The 18,786-nt window shown below is 53.5% G+C and carries 16 protein-coding genes; 12 read left to right on the top strand and 4 right to left on the bottom strand.

What is annotated here, in order from left to right:
* The first annotated feature begins 52 nt into the window (after nucleotides 1-52).
* Genes epsI through EUU25_RS16340 form a run of 5 tightly spaced genes read left to right on the top strand, consistent with a single transcriptional unit; the run spans nucleotide 53 to nucleotide 5,720 of the window.
* Nucleotides 53-736 carry an exosortase-associated protein EpsI, V-type gene (gene epsI / locus EUU25_RS16320; protein WP_222848807.1) on the top strand — a complete coding sequence of 228 codons (684 nt, stop codon included), beginning with the start codon at nucleotides 53-55 and terminating at the stop codon, nucleotides 734-736.
* Nucleotides 729-1,802: a glycosyltransferase gene (locus EUU25_RS16325; protein ID WP_158902880.1), complete on the top strand. Its 1,074-nt coding sequence runs from the start codon at nucleotides 729-731 to the stop codon at nucleotides 1,800-1,802. Before epsI ends, EUU25_RS16325 begins: the two co-directional genes overlap by 8 nt.
* A gap of 35 nt (nucleotides 1,803-1,837) precedes the next feature.
* Nucleotides 1,838-3,604, top strand: a complete 1,767-nt coding sequence (locus tag EUU25_RS16330; RefSeq protein ID WP_246162804.1) for a hypothetical protein — start codon at nucleotides 1,838-1,840, stop codon at nucleotides 3,602-3,604.
* 4 nt (nucleotides 3,605-3,608) lie between these two features.
* Nucleotides 3,609-4,652, top strand: a complete 1,044-nt coding sequence (locus EUU25_RS16335; RefSeq protein WP_158902882.1) for a glycosyltransferase family protein — start codon at nucleotides 3,609-3,611, stop codon at nucleotides 4,650-4,652.
* Between the two features lie 9 nt (nucleotides 4,653-4,661).
* A complete protein-coding gene (locus tag EUU25_RS16340; protein WP_158902884.1) occupies nucleotides 4,662-5,720 on the top strand; it encodes a polysaccharide pyruvyl transferase family protein in 1,059 nt (352 codons plus the stop codon).
* A 56-nt stretch (nucleotides 5,721-5,776) separates the two neighbouring features.
* Here the strand turns inward: EUU25_RS16340 and EUU25_RS16345 are convergent, their stop codons facing one another.
* On the bottom strand, nucleotides 5,777-7,153 hold the full coding sequence (locus tag EUU25_RS16345) for an oligosaccharide flippase family protein (protein WP_158902886.1): 1,377 nt from the start codon (nucleotides 7,151-7,153) through the stop codon (nucleotides 5,777-5,779).
* A gap of 229 nt (nucleotides 7,154-7,382) precedes the next feature.
* On the opposite strand from EUU25_RS16345, the gene xrtV reads away from it, so the two are divergent.
* The gene (gene xrtV, locus EUU25_RS16350; RefSeq protein WP_158902888.1) at nucleotides 7,383-8,267 is read left to right on the top strand and encodes an exosortase V; all 885 of its coding nucleotides are present in this window, start codon (nucleotides 7,383-7,385) and stop codon (nucleotides 8,265-8,267) included.
* On the opposite strand, the gene EUU25_RS16355 is transcribed toward xrtV, so the two are convergent.
* The gene (locus EUU25_RS16355) at nucleotides 8,264-8,515 is read right to left on the bottom strand and encodes an XrtV sorting system accessory protein (protein WP_158902890.1); all 252 of its coding nucleotides are present in this window, start codon (nucleotides 8,513-8,515) and stop codon (nucleotides 8,264-8,266) included. The two genes, xrtV and EUU25_RS16355, sit on opposite strands and share 4 nt — an antisense overlap.
* A 102-nt stretch (nucleotides 8,516-8,617) precedes the next feature.
* On the opposite strand from EUU25_RS16355, the gene EUU25_RS16360 reads away from it, so the two are divergent.
* The 4 genes from EUU25_RS16360 to EUU25_RS16375 all read left to right on the top strand — a co-directional run bounded on the left by EUU25_RS16360 (nucleotide 8,618) and on the right by EUU25_RS16375 (nucleotide 11,756).
* A complete protein-coding gene (locus EUU25_RS16360) occupies nucleotides 8,618-9,451 on the top strand; it encodes a SurA N-terminal domain-containing protein (protein WP_158902892.1) in 834 nt (277 codons plus the stop codon).
* Between the two features lie 146 nt (nucleotides 9,452-9,597).
* The gene (locus tag EUU25_RS16365; protein WP_222848808.1) at nucleotides 9,598-10,293 is read left to right on the top strand and encodes a PEPxxWA-CTERM sorting domain-containing protein; all 696 of its coding nucleotides are present in this window, start codon (nucleotides 9,598-9,600) and stop codon (nucleotides 10,291-10,293) included.
* 92 nt (nucleotides 10,294-10,385) lie between these two features.
* Nucleotides 10,386-11,192: a hypothetical protein gene (locus EUU25_RS16370; protein WP_158902896.1), complete on the top strand. Its 807-nt coding sequence runs from the start codon at nucleotides 10,386-10,388 to the stop codon at nucleotides 11,190-11,192.
* A gap of 69 nt (nucleotides 11,193-11,261) precedes the next feature.
* Entirely contained in the window at nucleotides 11,262-11,756 is a 495-nt protein-coding gene (locus EUU25_RS16375; protein ID WP_158902898.1) for a retropepsin-like aspartic protease family protein, read from the top strand.
* 172 nt (nucleotides 11,757-11,928) lie between these two features.
* Here EUU25_RS16375 and EUU25_RS16380 read toward each other — a convergent pair whose 3' ends face one another.
* On the bottom strand, nucleotides 11,929-12,939 hold the full coding sequence (locus tag EUU25_RS16380; RefSeq protein ID WP_158902900.1) for a cupin-like domain-containing protein: 1,011 nt from the start codon (nucleotides 12,937-12,939) through the stop codon (nucleotides 11,929-11,931).
* 264 nt (nucleotides 12,940-13,203) lie between these two features.
* Here EUU25_RS16380 and EUU25_RS16385 point away from each other — a divergent pair, with 264 nt between their 5' ends.
* Nucleotides 13,204-14,982 carry a sialate O-acetylesterase gene (locus EUU25_RS16385; protein WP_158902902.1) on the top strand — a complete coding sequence of 593 codons (1,779 nt, stop codon included), beginning with the start codon at nucleotides 13,204-13,206 and terminating at the stop codon, nucleotides 14,980-14,982.
* On the top strand, nucleotides 14,979-17,450 hold the full coding sequence (locus EUU25_RS16390) for a glycosyl hydrolase 115 family protein (protein WP_158902904.1): 2,472 nt from the start codon (nucleotides 14,979-14,981) through the stop codon (nucleotides 17,448-17,450). Before EUU25_RS16385 ends, EUU25_RS16390 begins: the two co-directional genes overlap by 4 nt.
* 17 nt (nucleotides 17,451-17,467) lie before the next feature.
* Here the strand turns inward: EUU25_RS16390 and xylA are convergent, their stop codons facing one another.
* Nucleotides 17,468-18,784 (bottom strand): xylose isomerase, encoded by a 1,317-nt coding sequence (gene xylA / locus EUU25_RS16395; RefSeq protein ID WP_158902906.1) that lies wholly within the window; start codon nucleotides 18,782-18,784, stop codon nucleotides 17,468-17,470.
* Nucleotides 18,785-18,786 lie beyond the last annotated feature (2 nt).

An 18,786-nucleotide genomic window follows, 5' to 3' on the forward strand; every position in this document is an offset into this window, starting at 1 on the left:
TAAGGGTCGAATAGTTCTCGCGGTGTGTTAACTTCACTGTTAACGAGTGTGTGTGGATCTGAAAGCCAAAAATTCAAAAATCGACAGGCGCGCGCTGTTGTTGGGGGCGGGTTTTGCGCTTTGTGGGGGGGCGAGTTTTGTCGCAACGCCGCGCCAGACAAGCTCACGCATTTCGGAAGTCGCGTTCCAGGCGTTGTTGCCGGCCAAAGTAGGCGGGTGGACCGCGCGGGTGAGCTCCGACCTCATCCTCCCATCGGCCGACGCGTTGAGCGACAAGCTTTACGAGAATCTGAAGACCTACACCTATGAGGGCCCCGGCCTGCCCACCATCATGTTCCTCATCGCCTATAGCAGCGTGCAGCAGAATGACGTCCAGGTCCACCGTCCCGAAGTCTGCTATCCCATGTCCGGCTACCCCATCCTCGATAACCGGCCGGTCAAGGCCCGCATCGGCAACAGAGGCATCCCCGCCCGCTATCTGACCGCCGACAGAGGCGCCCTGCGCGAGATGATCCTCTATTGGACGCGGGTAGGGCAACGCTTTCCGCTCAACTGGACACAGCAAAGGATCGAAATGGCACGCGCAAATGTGAGCGGAGTAATCCCCGACGGTGCGCTGCTGAGGTTTTCGACGATTTCGGCGGAGGGAAGCAACGATTATCAATTGCTCACTGATTTCGCACATAAAATGGCCCAGAGTTTAAATCCAAAAATGAAGGAAGTATTTTTTGGATAAACGTTCAAACGGGCAATTTGATGTGGACGGAATGAAGGGATGGGCGATCGCCGCCCCCTTTTTTAATGGTGAAGAAGACCGCTGGATTGACGATTTTTTCCCAAACGACTTCATGCAGCGGACTGGTTGGAAGTTCGTTAAATGTGCGCGTCCTTATTTAGTTGCCAATTGGCATGAGCGGAAAAGGCGCGACACCGGATTTTCCGACTGGTGGAAATATTGGGTGCATGCGCTGCGTGCGTGCAGACACGCGGAGAAATTGGGCGGTCTAATCACGATTTTCCCCCAACTCGCGCTCCTTGCATGTTTCCAGCGCAAAATATTCAGAATGAAGTTCAAGGTCGTCGCCTATTGCTTCAATATTGGAGAGGAGCCGGGCCCATGGCGCCGCAAATTCGGTGCCTGGGTCTTTAAAGATGTAGAAGCGATCGTGGTTCATTCGCGGGCGGAGACGGCGCTGGTTTGTGAATGGTTCAACCTAAGACCGGATCAGGTGATTTTCTTACCGCTTCAAATCGGTCAAATTAGCCGCCCAAAAGACGCAATCGATGAAGAGCCTTATGTCCTCTCAATGGGGTCTGCCAACCGCGATTATCCTACCTTTTTTAAGGCTATAGAGCATACGGGCCTCCGCACCATCGTTGTCGCTGCACCCAGATGCATCGACGGGTTGGATGTGCCAGCAAATGTAACATGGTTGCAAAACCTTACCCCAGACGCTTGCCGCAATCTCGCGGCGAAAGCCCGTGTAAATGTCGTGCCTCTTATAGATGGCAGATCATCTTCCGGCCAGGTTACGGTTGTTGAAGCAATGCGATTGGGAACACCAATTGTGGCTACGGAAACAATAGGTACCGCAGATTATATAGAGAGTGGCGAAACAGGTTATCTCGTGCCCGCGAATAATGCTAAAGCAATGACAAATGCCATATTGGAAATCTGGAACGATCCCGATTTGCAATCAAAGTTTTCTGGCAATTCTAGCGATTTTGCTGAAAAACATTTGTCTGATGAGGCTTTGGGAATAGCATTGAGCAGTCTATTGAGCGACATAGCAAAGAGATAAATCTCTAAGGCGATTTAACGCATTGGATAAAGTTTGTGGCCATTGACCGCCGTTCGTTTATTGTAGCTTCGGCATCGGGTGGAGGAATATTGGCGTTGGGCGGCGGCCTTGCCATGTCGCGGGGGTCGGACACGGCCTCTGATGGGATGGTCCCGCGCAACGAAGCATTTCCGAAACTTCCCATTGGCATGAATTTGGCCGGTATCGCCGATTGGGAGCCGGGATTTCCGTTCCGCAATCTGTTTTTGGGCGCGCGGCAGTGGATTTCCAAAAACCAGAGTATTACCGGTCCCCACGACACCAAAGCCGAATCCGCATTTCAATATGATGCGGACGGCTATCCGCTTCAGGTCCCGGTCGCTGTGCCGGGTCAGGCGGAGCCCCAGATCCTGTTCACCTATGTGCCGAACAGCAGGCCGCCCGGAAATTATGTCCTGCTTTATGACGGCGAAGGCGAAATAGGCGGTTTGTTTGGCGCAGGCCGCATATTGTCGCAAAAAAAGGGCCGCGTTAAGCTCTGGATGGAGCAAGATGGCAAAGAGCATGCCATCGTCATCAAGCGGTCCAAGCTGGGCAACCATGTCCGCAATATCCGGCTGGTTGCGGAAGAGGACGAAAGTGTCGACTTGCTCGCATCGCCCTTCCTGCCCGAATTTCTCGATTTTTGCCGCCCCTTCCATTGTCTCCGGTTCATGGACTGGGGGTCGACGAACAATTCGATTGAAGAAGAATGGGCCAGCCGGAAACGCCCCACTTTTTATACACAAGTCAGCGGGAGAGGTGATCCAGACGCCCGCTACAGCCCCGCTCCTACAGCTTTTCAGCGGATGTACTCGGGCGGGGTTGCCATCGAGACGATGATCCAGCTGTGCAACGAACTCAAAATCGATCCCTGGTTCTGTATCCCGCACCGGGCAACCGACGACTATATCGCGCAATTTGCAAGGCTGGTGAAAGAGCGCCTCGACCCTTCGTTGAAAGTCTATGTCGAATATTCGAACGAGCTCTGGAACTGGAGCTTTTTGCAGGCGGGATGGATGCTGCAATCGCCACTGGCCGGTGCGATGGTGGAGGCCAAAGGCGGCAAAGCGTGGAAAGATGGCGATAGATCGAAGGGGGAGGGGCATCCCGAGCGGATCGGTGCCCTGTTCCGCCGCGCCTTCGCCATTTGGGAGCGCGAGTGGAGCGGAGCCGACCAAAAGCGCCTCGTCCGTGTGTGCGCCGTACAGGCGGCTTGGGTCGACGCGTCGAAGCGGACCGTCAAATGGTGCGTGGACAATGGCGGAGCCGATGTGGTGTCGCCTACTGCGTATATCGGCCCGGATGATTCAGTATACGAAATATGGGAAGCATTGGGCGAAAGATTAACTGCAGATCAGGTAATTGCTGACCTAAGGCAAAGGGTCGATAGGCTGCATTCTGGCAGCAGTATTGCGGAGATCGTCAGATATGCGGCGTTGTTTGGGTTGAAATACGTTTCATACGAAGGCGGGCAGCATATCCAGCCTAAAGGGCAAATGGACCGGCCTTATTCGCCAGCATTAGCTGCCGCTCAATATCATCCCGCAATGTATGATCTGTATATTGAACTCTTTCGCTTTCATCGAGATTTAGGATGCGAACTACTGTGCCACTTTGATAGTATCGGGCGACAGGGAACTAGATGGGGGAGTTGGGGTGCTAAATCGAGTTATATGGAATCTGACTCCAATAGCCCCAAAATGTCCGCATTAGTCGATTGTAATATAGAGAAAAATAGAAAAAGCGAAAATCTTATCGACAAGAATATGAATAGGGTTTGAAATAGTGTGTCGATATCTCTTTCTATGTCCTGACAGCACTTCTGCTTCGGGCGGCATCGCAGTTATTTACGACTTGGCGGCGTTACTGAACAGCAATGGGTATAATGCGGCTGTGGTCCATAATTCCAAAAATGCTGGTTATCCAGACTATCCTGAAGCCGTGCCAATGTTTTTTACAAACGCCTTAAATCAGACCTACGGGCGCAATTCCGGACGCAAGTATCGGGTTCAGACTTTATTGAATAATTTGCGACCGAAGGAGAAAAAGTTACAGCACCTTGAGCTGCGGCCCGACGATGTGATTGTAAGTCCAGAATTTCAGTTTGCCGAAGCAGTGGAATCATTTCCTAACTCCAAAGTTGTAGTGTTCGTTCAGAACCCATTTTCGTTAATGACGTCATATCACACATGTTTGCAAAGAGGGATCAAGCCGCGGCAGCATGTGAGATACTGGCTTGGGATCGCTGAAGTTTGTCGGTCACATCTAGCAGTATTGAATTTTGAACCATCTGCAATTTTTCCTGTGACGATGAAGCCACATGATTTCCCGTTTCAAGAAACAAAGCAAAATTTGATTACGTATATGCCTCGAAAACGGCCTTGGGAAGCAAAGGTGATTGCGGACGCATTGCAGCGTCGAGGCAATATCTATGGATACCGGCTTGAGGCGCTCGAAAACATAACTCGCGCTGAAGTGGCAAGTAAATTGGGTCAAAGTCGATTTTTCATTTCGTTACTCCAGCAGGAAGCATTGGGATTTCCCGCAGCAGAAGCCATGTCTTCTGGATGTATTGTAATTGGTTTCGATGGATTGGGAACATCCGAGTATTTTGACGCGCAAGTAGGCATTCCTGTAACGGAGGGCGATGTAGCAGGACTGATTAATGCTGTTGAAGTTGCTGTTGAGCAGTATGAAACTGAACCGCGATTGTTAAACGAGATGCGAAAAAGGGCATCCGAACGTGTCAGATCTCGATACAGCCAAGAAGCTTTCAGGCATGGCGCCTTAGAGGCTTGGGCAAAAATGCATAAAACTATTAATGAATAGGCTTAAATAATGGAAACAATAACTATTGTTGATACGTCAATAAGTACAGACAACACTGGTGATGAAATAATAATGGAGTCTGTTAATGAAATAATTAGTGAAATATTTTCAGATTCATATATATTTCGTGTTTCTAGTCATGACGCGCTGTCAGAAAGAACGCGATCATTTATACGAAAATCGTCCTGGTGCTTTATTGGGGGAACGAATTTGTTGTCTTCCGATTTTAAGCCTTGGAGTCTTTGGAAGTTGGATGCTCTGGCAGCAAACGCTTTAGGTTCGAGTCGAACAATATGTCTAGGCACGGGGTGGAACGATTACATGCTGCCGCCAAATGAAGATAGCCAAAAATTGCTCAGGACGGCACTATCTAATAAGTATATTCATGCGGCTCGGGACAGGTATACGCAAAGTCACCTAGAAAGCTTGGGCTTAGCGTCGGTATTTACCTCCTGCCCTACAACTTGGGCTCTCACTCCATCTGTCTGTTCAAAAATTCCAGCTAGGAAGTCGGGGACGGCAATTATTACCCTCTCTGCGTGGAGGGCAGAAGTTGAGTTAGATCGAAACTGGATCAACATCGTAAAAAAGTCATACGACAAAGTTGTGTTCTTCTCGCAAATGCAAGAAGACTTTGAGTATCTACAATCTATCGGTTTTACCGATATACCTGTTGTTGCTGCCACGGTACAAGCATATGATAGATACTTGGAGTCAAATGTCGTCGACTTTATCGGAACTCGACTGCACGGAGGAATTCGGGCATTGCAGAAGGGTAGGAGGGCAGTTATTTTATCTATCGACAACCGTGCAGCGGAGATGGGTAAGGATACTGGATTGCCTGTTTTGCCGCGCGCAGATTGCATGGCATTATCTAAATGGATTGGTGAATCTTCAACTGTAAAACTCGATCTTCCCTACGAAGCTATTGAACGTTGGAAAAATCAATTCACGTTATCTGCCCGGCAAAACTTAGAGCCATTATACCCTTTGCCCGAGGTAATTCCGCCGCCACCTCTTATGAAACGACTGAAGCCAGCCCTGAAAATGCTTATTGGAAGGACTTGAAGATATTCATCTACAGATAAGGTCGATTGATTAAACCTGACTCTTTATCTTTGGTCTTAAAGAGCAATTACAGCTAAAGTAAGAAAAGAAATCATAGCTAATATTGAGACATCTAGTTTTATATCACGCATTTTATAAGGCTGTATCATTGACCATGATGCGATTAAGACTGCTACATTGGCGATTCCAATCCCCACAAACATACCCAACATGTCATAAATCATGAATCCGGAAACTATTCCGATAATTCGACTTATTGCAGTAAGGACAATCAAAATAAGATAAGTTTTTGATTTCCCAAGTGCTAGCAGGCCACTGTTGTATCCACTGGATGTAATTGCCACAGCGTTGCCTAAGGTAATAGCCACTACAAATTGTCCAGCTTCGTGATATCGCTGATCGTAAAGAAATCTGATTACTGTCTCACTTGTCAACACCACCACAGAGACTAGAAAAAAAGTTAAAATGAATATCCGCTTTCGAAAACCACTAAGAACTCCTCTCAGTTTTTGGGGGTCGCTGCGATGAATTTCGGACAATGCAGGTAATCCGATGGACGTAGTGAGCTTCATCGAAAGCTCAATTGGGATAGCGGCAATCGTATAGGCAATAGCTAATATACCAAATTCTGCTGGCGTAATGAGACCGCCTTGGATCGCTTTCAAACCCTCACCACCTATGAAAGTGACGATGGTCGACAGGAAAATCCATTTTCCGAAATGGACAAGTGACTTCGCGGCGGCCGGTTCCAATCGAAATTTATGGGTATGTCCTTGGAGAAGCCAAAATCCGAGGACAGCTGTAGCCAGCGAGCCGACTATATTTCCGACTGCCAATGCCCACACCGATCGCCATGTATAGGCCAGCACGACCATTGTGATGATGGTGGCGAGTTGCCCCGCCAGCTGGATGAAGGTGACGGTGCGAAAATCGAGATCGCGTTCCGCGGTCGACATCTTGACCGACGTAAAGCCTGCGATGGCTGCGGTGGTGCTCAGTACAGTCAAAAGCGGAAACAATATGGGCTGTTTGTAGATCAGCGATATGGGGTAGGCGAGAAGGCAGCCGACCACGCACAACGCAAAGCCGCGGATGACCTGGATCGTCCAAGCTGTATTAAGAAAGGCGGGGTCGTTGCCACGTGGATCACGGATGATCGCGGGCTTGATCCCCAAATCGGAAAACATCTGAAGGCCGACCAAAAATATGGTCGCCAAGGCCATCAGGCCGAAGGCTTCCGGAAACAGCAATCGCGTGAGGATCAGGTTCGATCCTAATTGCAGCACGCGCTGGATGACGAAGCCTCCGCCGATCCAAGCGCCGGATTGGGCGGCGCGGCCGGATAGGGATCCGGGATCCGACCCGCCGCTGACCATCCTCATCACCCGGGCAAAGGGGCGGGCGATGCGATCGAGATAGGGGTTAGAATTCAATAGGACGGGCCTTGGGGTCGGTGCGGGTGGTACTTGTGTTGCGATTACCAGTGACCCCGCCATTGTCGAGCGAAATGCTGCGCGAAGGGCCTTGATCCATGAGTTGCCTATAACCGTCGTTATTGTTTCACGCTTGCGCGAATGACAAGCTTCGCGCTATCTGTCGCCCATAATGATAGCGTACGGGGCAAACCTAGCGCAACCGCGGGTGTAGAGTTGACTAAAGACATTGTCTGATTTCGCGAAATTGGCGCCTTATTTTGGCGGACAATCCTGGTTGGCGCGGTACTGGCCTGTCGTCGTTGGCGTTGCCTTGCTGTCTTTTCCCACATTGCAGTTCATCGCGACGGAAAGCTGGACGACGGAGCAGGGCTCGCACGGGCCGCTGGTGCTGGCGTCGGGTCTGTGGTTGTTATTCCGGCTGATGCCGGATGCCAAGGCGGTGCGGGATCGGCCGCCGCTTTTCCGGGGCGTTCTGCCTGTTCTGCTCGCTACCATGTTGGTGCTGGCGTTCCGGCGCGCCGCGATTATCGAGCTGGAGGTGTATGCGCTGTACCTTGTGTATATCGCGCTGCTCTATGCTTTCCTGGGGTGGCGCGCGGTGGTGCGGCTCTGGTTCCCGCTGATCTACCTGGCTTTTGCGGTGCCGATGCCCGACAGTCTGATTGCGCTCGCCACAAATCCGTTGAAACTCTGGATCAGCCAGAGCGCGGTTACCTTGCTCTATCAGGCCGGCTATCCCATCGCGAATTCGGGTGTGATCATCCATATCGGGCAGTATCAACTGCTTGTCGCGGCGGCCTGTGCGGGGTTGAATTCGCTGATAACCCTGTCGGCGCTGACGCTGTTTTATGTGTATCTCACGCATAAATCGAACTGGAAATATATGGTCGTGCTGATCGCGGCGGTGATCCCGATTGCGATATTTGCCAATTTGATGCGGGTGCTGATCCTGATCTTGCTGACATTCTATGCCGGCGAGGCAGTGGCGCAGGGCTTTCTGCACAATTTCGCGGGCATGACGACGTTCGCGATTGCGCTGGTCAGCATATATGTGTTCGACCAGCTATGTCAGAAAATCACCGGCCGCGGAGCGCCGGGGCGTGCCGTTTAATCTTCCGGCTCTTCTTGGGCGAATGGCTTCAGGATATAGTGGATGTACGCCAATATCCCGACAATCAGCGGAATGGCGACATATTCAAGATGCGCATTCCCGAAATAATTGGCCAGTGCACATCCTGCCGACGGAAGTAAATATTGGTAAAGTTTGTCCTGCGGTTCATCCTGCGTAGAACGCTGCAAGAATAGGACCACCAAGCCCGCGAATATCGCGACCGTGATCCAATCATAGACAGTTTCCAACCTGAATTCCCCGTTGCAATGTGGATGGGTTAGCCAGTAAGAGAGCGAACCTAATTATTGGTCTACAAGCAATTTATAGCCCTGACCCGAGGAGCTAATTAAGTGAAAGTCAAATTAACCGCAAGGCTGCTTATCGCCTGCATAGGAATACTATCTATCCAAGGCTGCAGTGGTACACCGACCGGACAGGTCGTCGCCGTCGTAAATGGTGAGGAAATTACCCAACAAGAATTGAATGCCGAGCTCGCCGAAATGGGCCAGGTGCCCGCCGGCGACAAACAACTCATCCGTCAGCAGATGCTGCAGCGGATCATTGAGCGGCGTCTTCTGGCACAGGTTGCCAAGGAGGAAGAGCTGGACCGCGATCCGTTGTACATCATCCGCGAGCGGCGTTTGAATGAAGAGCTTTTGGTCCAGATGTACGGTGCAAAAACGGCGGATACGGTGCGTGTCCCCAATTCGGCGGCCGTGCAGAAATATATCCGCGACAACCCCGGCAAGTTCAATCAACGCACGGCCTATCTTGTCGATCAAGTCACGTTCGACCTGCCACGCGACCCGAAAATATTGAAGGCGCTGGAAGCGGACAAGACCCTGGCTGATGTCGAGGCAACCCTGAAAAGCTTAAACGTCGTCTATGCGAAGGGCAAAAGCAGCGTGGATTCCGGCAATGTTCCCACCGCCGTTTTGAACCAGATCCTTGCGCTGCCGGCTGGCGAACCTTTCATCATTCCAGCGCAAGGCAAAGTTGTCGTTAGTGTGATTACCGGGCGCCAACCGGTTGCCGTAAACGAGCGCGATGCCGTGCCGCTGGCCGCCCAAGCCATGCGTTCAGAGTCGCTGAGCAAGTTGATGCAAGCCCGGCTGACCGAAGCCAAGGCTGCCGCAAAAATAACCTATCAACCACAATTTGAGCCACCAGCAGACAGCAAGTAATGAATAGGGCAAACCAAATATATTGACTTAATTCGCCGGAGAGTGAAGGCGGTTGAACATCTTGGTAAGCGTGCGTTCGATCAGGATAAAATAATGGGGTCGCAAATGAATAAAGTCATATTGGTGAATCGCGCGGTGACGCTGCGATGACATCCTCCCAATCTGCATTGTCCCGAATTGAAGGCCGGGAAAAATGGATAGCGGCTGTGATTGCCGCGATTTTCATAACCATGGGCTTTGCGCGCCTTGAAGACCGGTCGATATTGGAAATCGGGGGCAATGCTGCAAATGCTATGGCCGCTGTTGCGACCCTGAGCGCCGATGACGAAGCTGCCGAAGAAGCTGAAGAACAGCCCTATATCACGCCAATTGCACAGGCATCGCGGCTCTCCCGCCCCAAGGCGCGCAGAATATTGCGCGACACCGTGCTGCCCGCGAACGGAAATGGCGGCGGCATAGCACCCACTTTCACACCAAATACAAATGGTCTGTTTGGTCCGTTGCTCGATACAAGTGCGGGCGCGCTGGAAGCTTTCGCACTGGGCGACAATCTGCCCGAGCTTGCATTGGCATCCCCTCCTTCACTTGCCCGTAACCCTTCCGGCATCTTCGCTTCGGGTGGCATTCCGGATGGAGGAGGCACCGGTGGCGGCGGTGGCGACACCGGTTCCGGTGGCACGGATTCCGGCAATGGCGGCGGTGGTGACGGTCTTGTGCCTGCGGTACCCGAACCTTCGACATGGATGATGCTGCTTCTCGGCTTTTTCATGCTGGGATCGGTGCTGAGACACCGTAACAAAGCAACCCGGGGCCATTTTGCTCATGTGCATTCCGGCCTCTAAGCTGGGTCGAAACCCTTAACATGCTAAATTGGCGCCCTAATCGATATTCGCTCTTGGCGTGGCTTTGGTCCATGCTTGTGGGCAGCTATCTGATGTTTGAAGCCCATAGCTATAGAGGTTTCTACGCGTGGGTGTCTGAATGGCAAATTTCGGTGTTCGGGTCCTATGCTCCATTTTTGAGCTTTCTGTTTCTGTTGGCCATCGGTGTATTACCTGTGCTGCTGATTTTGACGCTCATTCGTAAGAGACGCCGTCGTCAGCCGGATGTCGTGGGTGCCGCAAACCTGCGTTTGGAGCGGGCCATTAAAATACGGAATGCCGCACGCGGTGTTTTCGCCGTTGCGTTCGGACTTTTGCTGGTCGCGCTGCTGTTTGTGACCTTCGCCCTCCCGAACGATGAGGGTGAGCCGGTGACCTTGACCGTGTCCGAAAATTCGTCAGTCCCCTTGCGCGAAGGGGCCGCACGACTGGTCGGGGGCGAAGTCGGTACGATGTTCACTTTTGGCCAATCCTGGTGGATCGGCGAGCACCGGAAATTTTTTGCGGTGTATCAAGTGCCCGGACTCAATCGGGAAGGTGCCAGCTTTTTCGTAGACCTCGGGCCGGTTGATGTGAAGCAATTGCCCGGCCTCCGCCAACGAACGACCTGGTCGGGCCTTCTTGTAAAAGGCGGGTTGCCCGGAACGACCCGTCCGATGTTACGCAGTGCCGGTATCAAAGTCAGCGATCCCTATTACACATTATATCCGGATCGCCGGACGCTTCAGGCAAGCTATTTCGTTCAGCTTGGACAAATGGCGTTGCTCGCGCTGCTGCTTGCCTTGGTCAGCATCTTTTACAACCGTCATATCGCGCGAATACAAAGAGAGTTTAATACGGCAGCGCGCCCGACAGTTTAAGGGCCGTTAACCAAGCATTAGAACGCGAACGCAATTCCGGCGCGTTATTGCGGTCCTATGACGCATCTGATGCAATTCAGTCTCGGTCTTACCGTCGCAATCGCGCTGAATCTGGCTATCCAGACGTCAGGCGAAAATGACGCGCGCACGGCGTACAGCATAAATGCCACCGGAATGAGCGATAAAGCCGCAGGCCCTGCACCCATTGCTCTACGCGCGAACGACGGCTTATTTTATGTGCGCGGTACAGGCGACGCAGGAACCGTGACCTTCCTTGTCGACACCGGAGCATCGCATGTTGTTCTGGGGCATAAGGATGTCGATAAGCTGAAAATCTCGCCCCTGCAGACGTCGGATCGGGACTATCTGAAAACCGCATCCGGAAAAGTTCAGGTGAAATGGGTCGTGATCGACCAACTGTCTGTCGGCGGCAGCACATTACACAATGTGCGCGCAGCAATCCCCCAATCGGATATCGGCATTTCGTTGCTCGGCCAAAATGCCTTGGCCCAATTTCAGACCGTCAACATCGATGGCGATACCATTTCTTTCAAACGCGATTGATAGGCCAAACCCGATCGTTTCGGTTGCCGGGAAATTCCCGAATATCTGCCGGGTCTGTGTCTTCGTAAAGTCACCGATGATGTAACTGTTCCGATTTACCCGCGCAGTGGGTGGCTTGACGTTTAAAAAGCAGGGCCAATTACTGTGGTTATCAATTGCTCTGTGGATACAATCACTTGGCGAACTGTCTTAGAATGAAGTTCAAGATGAACTCGTCGCGGCCGGGGGTTTTTGCGCCTGTTACGGTTTGCCATTTTTTGGGCAGATGGTCGGCGACATGTCCAGCCTCTTCGCTGAAAACATAATGCTCGAAAAAGGATCGCCAAGCCTGTTTCTCAGGCGCTGGCTGGTCGCGTATCGTCATAAGCGCCAGTAGGACGGCTTCGAACGCCGGACCGGCGCCTTTGGGCATCCACCAATAATTGGCGAGCATGTTCAGGGGGCCATTTGCCTCTACATGGTGCCACCACAGCGACGGAATATAGATGGCATCGCCGGGTTCCAGATCGGCAGTTAATGCTGCGGCTTCTGCGTCGCGAAATTTCGGATAGCGCCCATAATCGGGATTATGAAAATCAACCATGCTCGCAGGTGGACCTGCCATCGTGAACTCCAACGGCCCCACATATAAGTTGGAAATCTGCTCAGGTGGAAATAGGGTAAAACGTCGAGTGCCCGAGATGCAGCATGCGATGTTGCGGCTATTGTCATAATGCGCGGCAACTCTGGATGTGTTGCCCAGCCATAAGCGGGGTTCGATTTCTGCGTTCAAGAGCGGCATGGGGTTTTCGGTGCTGAAGTCCGGCATCGTCGCGCCAGAAGGTGCGGAACCAGCATAGATCATCAGGGGAGGAGGACCTTCTGCCGTCAACAGCAATTGATCGACGATATGGGAAAGCGTCGTTTCGCCTTTGTCATAGTTAAAGCCGTTCATGTCCTGATTGTAGAAATAGCGACCCTGCATTTCGGGTTGGCCGACGAAGGTTTCGACAGCGACGCCGCTATCATGCTGTTTGAGATAGCTCCCGAGATCGCTTCGCGACTTTTGTGCGGCCTGCACAATAGGCCAATCCGCCACCAGGCCTTTCAGGATTACAGGTTCACCACGCGTCAGTATTTCGTCTTCAAAAATGTGCTTCGTAACATTGTGGCGAAACGGAACCGAGTTCGGGTGTGTCTTCATGTGCGCATCTTGCTCCTGTCCGAAATCACTTAACAGCAAATAACGAAGATGGTAGCGTTACCAGTAGAGTCGGAGAAGAGAGGGTTTCGAATGATCATGAAGCGACGCCATTTGGCGATATGCGCTGCAATTTGTTTTTCGGCATCAGCGCCATCCGCGATCGCAAAGCCCGCACTGCACAGCATTTTCACAGATCACGCGGTTTTACAAAGAGACCAGGCAATAGAAATTTGGGGCACTGCAGCGCCATCCGAAGCCGTGATCGTGACCATTGGAGAAACTTCGGTCCGAACCAGCGCTGATGCCAAGGGCGCATGGCGGGTGCCATTGTCGCCGATGAAAGCTGGCGGTCCCTATACGCTTAGCGTCAGCAATGACGCAGGGGTAACACAGCAGCTGAGCGATATCCATTTCGGAGATGTTTTTCTGTGTTCGGGTCAGTCCAATATGGAAATGCAAGTGAAGGCATCCATGAATGCCGAAACGGAAATCCGGCGTGCCGATTATCCGCAAATCCGCCTTTACACTGTCGCCAGGGCGAGTTCGCCGGCTCCTGTAAATGAACTGCCACAAGGCGGATCGTGGAAGGTGGCCAATCCCGATAATGCCGGCGATTTTTCGGCCACATGCTATTATTTCGCCCGCGATTTGCAGCCGCACGTCGGCGTTCCCATCGGTCTTATCAGCGCGTCATGGGGTGGCTCTGCGATTGAATCCTGGATCGGTGCAAATGGCTTGGCGGCGGTTGGAAAAAATGCCGAGGTCGCGATGTTACGCACCTACGCGACCGATGAAAAGCTTGCCCAGGCTAGCTTCGGGAAAAGCTGGGAAACATGGTGGAAGGGCAGCTTCCCACAAGATGCGGGACCATGGGCCGAAAAAGAACGCGCCGGATGGACTGCCGTTCCATTACCGATGCGTGATTGGAAAAAATGGGGTGACAGCGATCTTGCACAGCACAATGGGATGCTCTGGTATCGCAAATCCTTCACACTGACGCCCGATCAGGCAAAGTCCGGGACTATCCTTCATCTCGGGCAGATCGACGAAATCGATATGACATGGGTGAACGGCAAGCCTCTGGCCCAAAGCTTCGGCTGGGGAACGAACCGGGATTATACCCTGCCTGCAGGCATGCTGAAAGCGGGTCCGAATGAGATTGTGACGAACATTTATAGTGGCTGGGACATGGGTGGCATGTTCGGACCCGCAGAGGCCATCAACCTGCAGTTGAAGGACGGTTCGAAAATCAGGCTGGGCGATGGATGGCACTTCCGCAAGGCACCCAAGGGGGCAGGCGACCCGCCCCGCGCACCCTGGCTCGCCATTGGCGGCCTGACAACAATTGGTAATGCCATGATAGACCCGCTTGCACCTTATGGATTGCGGGGGGTGCTCTGGTACCAGGGGGAATCAAATGCCGGAAATCCGAAGTCTTACAGGGCTTTGCTCACTACGTTGATGGCCGATTGGCGCGCAAAGTTTCAGAATGCCCAATTGCCGTTCCTGGTCGTCCAACTGCCCAATTTTGGACAGGCGGTTTCTTCTCCCACCAACTCCGGCTGGTCCGATCTGCGCGAAGCGCAGCGTCTCGCGGTGCGCGATGACAAATTGTCGGGGTTGGCCGTCATCATTGATGCGGGGGAAAATGACGATATCCACCCGCCCAACAAGCAGATTGTGGGGCAACGTCTGGCCCGACTGGCCCGGCACCAGATCTATAAGCAAGCGGTGACCGCCAATGGTCCTAACCCGGTATCGGCCGTTCGAAGGGGCGGAGAGATTGTTGTGCGGTTTGAAGGTATCGATGGGCAGCTTGTAACGCGCAGTGCGCTGGCCCCGATTGCGTTCGAAATCTGTGGGGCGGGATCCGACACCTGTCGCTTCGCCAGCGCAACGGTGCAAGGCGACAGCGTCGCAATCGATGCGCCGGATAACGGCAATGTGGACCGCATTCGTTATTGCTGGGGGGATGCACCGCTCTGCAATCTCTACGATGGTGCCGGCTTGCCCGCAGGGCCGTTTGAGATCGCCGTGCGATGATCCGCTGGCTGGTGGTTTTGCTTTTGCTGTTCCACGGAACAGTTGAGGCGAAACCTCCGCGACAAGTTGAAGTCGTTTCCAACCACGAGGTTGACGCATTCCTTCTGCTGGAAGGGGATCGCGCGGCGCAGGTGATTACCGATCCTTCGGATGATCCGGCGGTCCAGCGGGCAGCCACCAATTTGGGCAAGGACATCTCAAGCGTTTCGGCAAGCCGTGCGCCAAAGGCGGGGCCGATGCCCATTTTGGTCGGAACGCTCGGCCGGAATGCGACGATCGATGCGCTGGTCAAAGCGGGCAAGCTGGACATTTCAGATGTGGATGGAAAGTGGGAGGCATTTGTCCAACAGGTCGTGGACGCTCCCATGGTGGGCGTTCCGCGCGCGCTTGTGATTGCGGGTGCCGACCGTCGTGGGACGATCTACGGGGTTTATGATCTGTCGTCGCGGATAGGGATATCGCCTTGGCATTGGTGGGCCGACGTTCCTGTTCCAAAGAAACGCCAACTCTATGTGACGGCCGGGCGGCGGATTGACGCGCCGAAAGTGCGCTATCGCGGCATCTTCATCAACGATGAAGAGCCTGCCTTGGGCAATTGGGCGCGCAAAAGGTTCGGCGGGGTGAACGCGCAATTTTACGAACAGGTGTTCGATCTGCTGCTGCGGTCGAAGGCCAATTATCTGTGGCCCGCCATGTGGGGCAAGTCGCTTTGGCAGGATGACAAGCAGAGTGCTCAACTTGCTCAGGATATGGGGATCATCCTCGGCACGTCGCACCACGAACCCATGATGCGCGCGCATGTCGAGTGGGAGCGTGCGCAGGCGGGGCGGTGGGATTATACGACCAATAGCGAAAATCTGAGAGCATTCTGGCGCGATGGCGTTGCCCGCTCAAATGGCCAGGACCGCTTGGTGACGATCGGCATGCGGGGCGACGGCGATGAGCCCATGTCAGAGACAACCGCCATCAACTTGCTGGAGAAGATTGTAGCGGATCAGAGGGCGTTGATCGCCAAGGAGACCGGCTTACCGCCCGAAAAAACGCCGCAAATGTGGGCCTTATACAAAGAGGTTCAGGACTATTATGATCAGGGGATGCAGGTCCCGGATGATGTCCTCCTGCTGTTTGCGGATGACAATTGGGGCAATATTCGCAGGTTGCCACAAGCCGGAGAGCGCCGCGCGGGTGGCTTTGGCGTCTATTATCATTTCGATTATGTCGGCGACCCGCGAAACTATAAATGGTTGAACAACACGCAGATCGAACGGGTCTGGGAACAAATGTCCATGGCGCGCGCCCATGGGGCAGACGCACTCTGGATCGTCAATGTCGGGGATATCAAGCCGATGGAACTGCCGACCAGCTTCTTTCTGGATTTCGCGTGGGACCCGGATAAAATCCCGTTGGAAGCGCTGCCCGATTATTATCGCCGCTGGGCGATGCAGCAATTTGGCGCATCCCATGCCGCAGATATCGCCGCGCTGTTGCGCGACAGCAGCCGGATCAATGCGCGGCGCAAGCCGGAACTCATCGATGCGCAATATTACCGCACCGACGACGATGGCGAAGCGGAGCGGATTGCGCTGGAGTATAGCGATATGGACAAGCGTGCCCGCAAAATCGCCGGAGAGCTCGCCCCGCAATATCGCAGCGCCTTCTACCAATTGGTGCATCACCCCATCGAAGCCATGGCGAACCTGCACCACATGTACCGCGCCGTTGCGCAAGGCCGCATGGACGATGCCGAGCGCGCTTTTGCAAATGACCGTGCCATTCGCGACCGGTACGAGGGGCTGGAAGAGGGCAAGTGGCACGACATGATGCGCCAGACCCACATCAGCTATACCGGATGGCAACAACCCGAGCAGGATGTGTTGCCCGATCCGGTATCGTGGCGGCCGGACCGGAACGTTCGCAGCGGACCCGATGCGAGCCCCGTGCCGGGTCGGAAGATGTTCCTAGAGAAAGACGGGCTCATCGTCATGGACGCGCCGTCATTTGCGCGGGCCGGCTCGGCCAGCGCGGCCGCTTGGCGCACCATTGCGAACCTGGGGCATTGGTCGGGAAGTGTAACTGTCCTCCCACAGTCCGGCGATTCCTTTGCGCCGGGTGCAGGGCCCTATCTGGAATATGACCTTGCCTTGGGTGCTGCGGGCGATTTTAGCCTGGCCGTCTACGCGTCGCCTTCACTCGATGTTCTGGGCAAAGGGGGATTGCGCTATGCCGTTTCGGTCAATGATGGGCCGCCGGTGATTGCCGATCTCATGGCAGGTGACGCCAATGTCTGGAGCAAAGCGGTGGCCGACAATATCCGCATCGCTGTAACGCGGCATCGGGCGGAAGAGCCCGGCCCGATACGCGTCCGGATTTGGGCGGTTGATCGTGGCGTTGTTATTCAAAGAGTGATCGTCACCCGTGGCGAGTTGCCAAGGTCGAAGCTGGGACCGGTCGGGTTTAAGCCCCGCTAACCGGTCCCTAAGCGCTATCAGATATAGCGGCTGACGATATTTTCGACATATTCTTGCTTGCCCGAGCGTGGCTTGGGGTCAATCTTTGCCGCCACAGCCGCATCGGAAATCGCCTCCAGATTTGATGCCCCCGAAAGCATGGCTTGCGCATCTGCGCTCTGCCAGCCGGCATAACGTTCCGTAACGACAGCATCCAGTTCGCCGCCCTCAATCATTGCTGCAGCGTTGAGCAAGCTGCGCGCCAGGATGTCGATACCACCGATATGGCCGTGAAACAGGTCAGCCGCATCAATGCTTTGGCGGCGGACCTTCGCATCGAAATTGTTGCCGCCATTTTGGAAGCCGCCATTTTTGAGGATATAATACATGGCGGTCGTGATTTCCCGGATGTCGTTCGGGAACTGGTCCGTGTCCCAGCCATTTTGTGGATCGCCGCGGTTCATGTCGATCGAACCGAATATGCCAAGATTGATAGCGCTCGCGATTTCATGTTCGAAGCTATGCCCCGAAAGGGTCGCATGATTGGCTTCGATATTCATTTTGACTTCTTTTTCCAACCCGTTGGCAAGAAGGAAGCCATAGATGGTTTCGACATCGAAATCATATTGATGCTTGGTCGGTTCATGCGGTTTTGGTTCGATCAGGATGTCGCCCTTGAAACCGATTTTGTGCTTATGCTCGACGACCATTTGCAGGAAGCGCCCAAATTGAGCCTTTTCCTGCTTAAGGTCTGTATTGAGCAGACAGTCATAGCCTTCGCGACCACCCCACAACACATAGTTAGCACCGCCCAAGCGATGCGTTGCCTCGATACAGTGGCGCACCTGCGTCGCTGCGAAACGGAAAACGTCGGGATCGGGATTCGTCGATGCACCACCCATATAGCGGGGGTGGCTGAACATGTTCGCGGTGCCCCAAAGCAGCTTCACGCCGGTAGCGGCCATCTTGGCTTCGATCTTGTCGACGATGACCGCGAAATTACGCACATGTTCGTCGATCGTTTCGGCATGGGCCATCACATCAACGTCGTGGAAGCAGAAATAGGGCAAACCGAGGCGGGTGAAAAATTCGAACGCTTCGTCCAGCTTATGGTCCGCACGCGCCTGGTCGATGGGTCCACCATGCCAGGGACGGTTGAACGTGCCTGCGCCAAAGACATCGAATCCGTCCCAGCAGAATGTATGCCAATAGCAAACCGCCATCCGTAGATGTTCGGCCATCGTTTTACCCATGACCACACGGTTCTTGTCATAATAGCGATATGCGAGCGGATTGGTCGAATCTATCCCTTCAAATTTGATAGGTTCAATGTCGGCAAAATAGCTGGTTGCCATGG

Source organism: Sphingorhabdus lacus (assembly GCF_009768975.1).
GTDB classification, from domain to species: Bacteria; Pseudomonadota; Alphaproteobacteria; order Sphingomonadales; family Sphingomonadaceae; genus Sphingorhabdus_B; species Sphingorhabdus_B lacus.

What these genes read in the sequence shown, in the direction of transcription:
- EUU25_RS16340 (WP_158902884.1), top strand. Translation starts at nt 4,662, where the DNA reads ATGGAAACAATAACTATTGTTGATACGTCAATAAGTACAGACAACACT.
- EUU25_RS16365 (WP_222848808.1), top strand. Translation starts at nt 9,598, where the DNA reads ATGACATCCTCCCAATCTGCATTGTCCCGAATTGAAGGCCGGGAAAAA.
- EUU25_RS16370 (WP_158902896.1), top strand. Translation starts at nt 10,386, where the DNA reads ATGTTTGAAGCCCATAGCTATAGAGGTTTCTACGCGTGGGTGTCTGAA.
- EUU25_RS16375 (WP_158902898.1), top strand. Translation starts at nt 11,262, where the DNA reads ATGCAATTCAGTCTCGGTCTTACCGTCGCAATCGCGCTGAATCTGGCT.
- EUU25_RS16380 (WP_158902900.1), bottom strand. Translation starts at nt 12,939, where the DNA reads ATGAAGACACACCCGAACTCGGTTCCGTTTCGCCACAATGTTACGAAG.
- EUU25_RS16390 (WP_158902904.1), top strand. Translation starts at nt 14,979, where the DNA reads ATGATCCGCTGGCTGGTGGTTTTGCTTTTGCTGTTCCACGGAACAGTT.
- xylA (WP_158902906.1), bottom strand. Translation starts at nt 18,784, where the DNA reads ATGGCAACCAGCTATTTTGCCGACATTGAACCTATCAAATTTGAAGGG.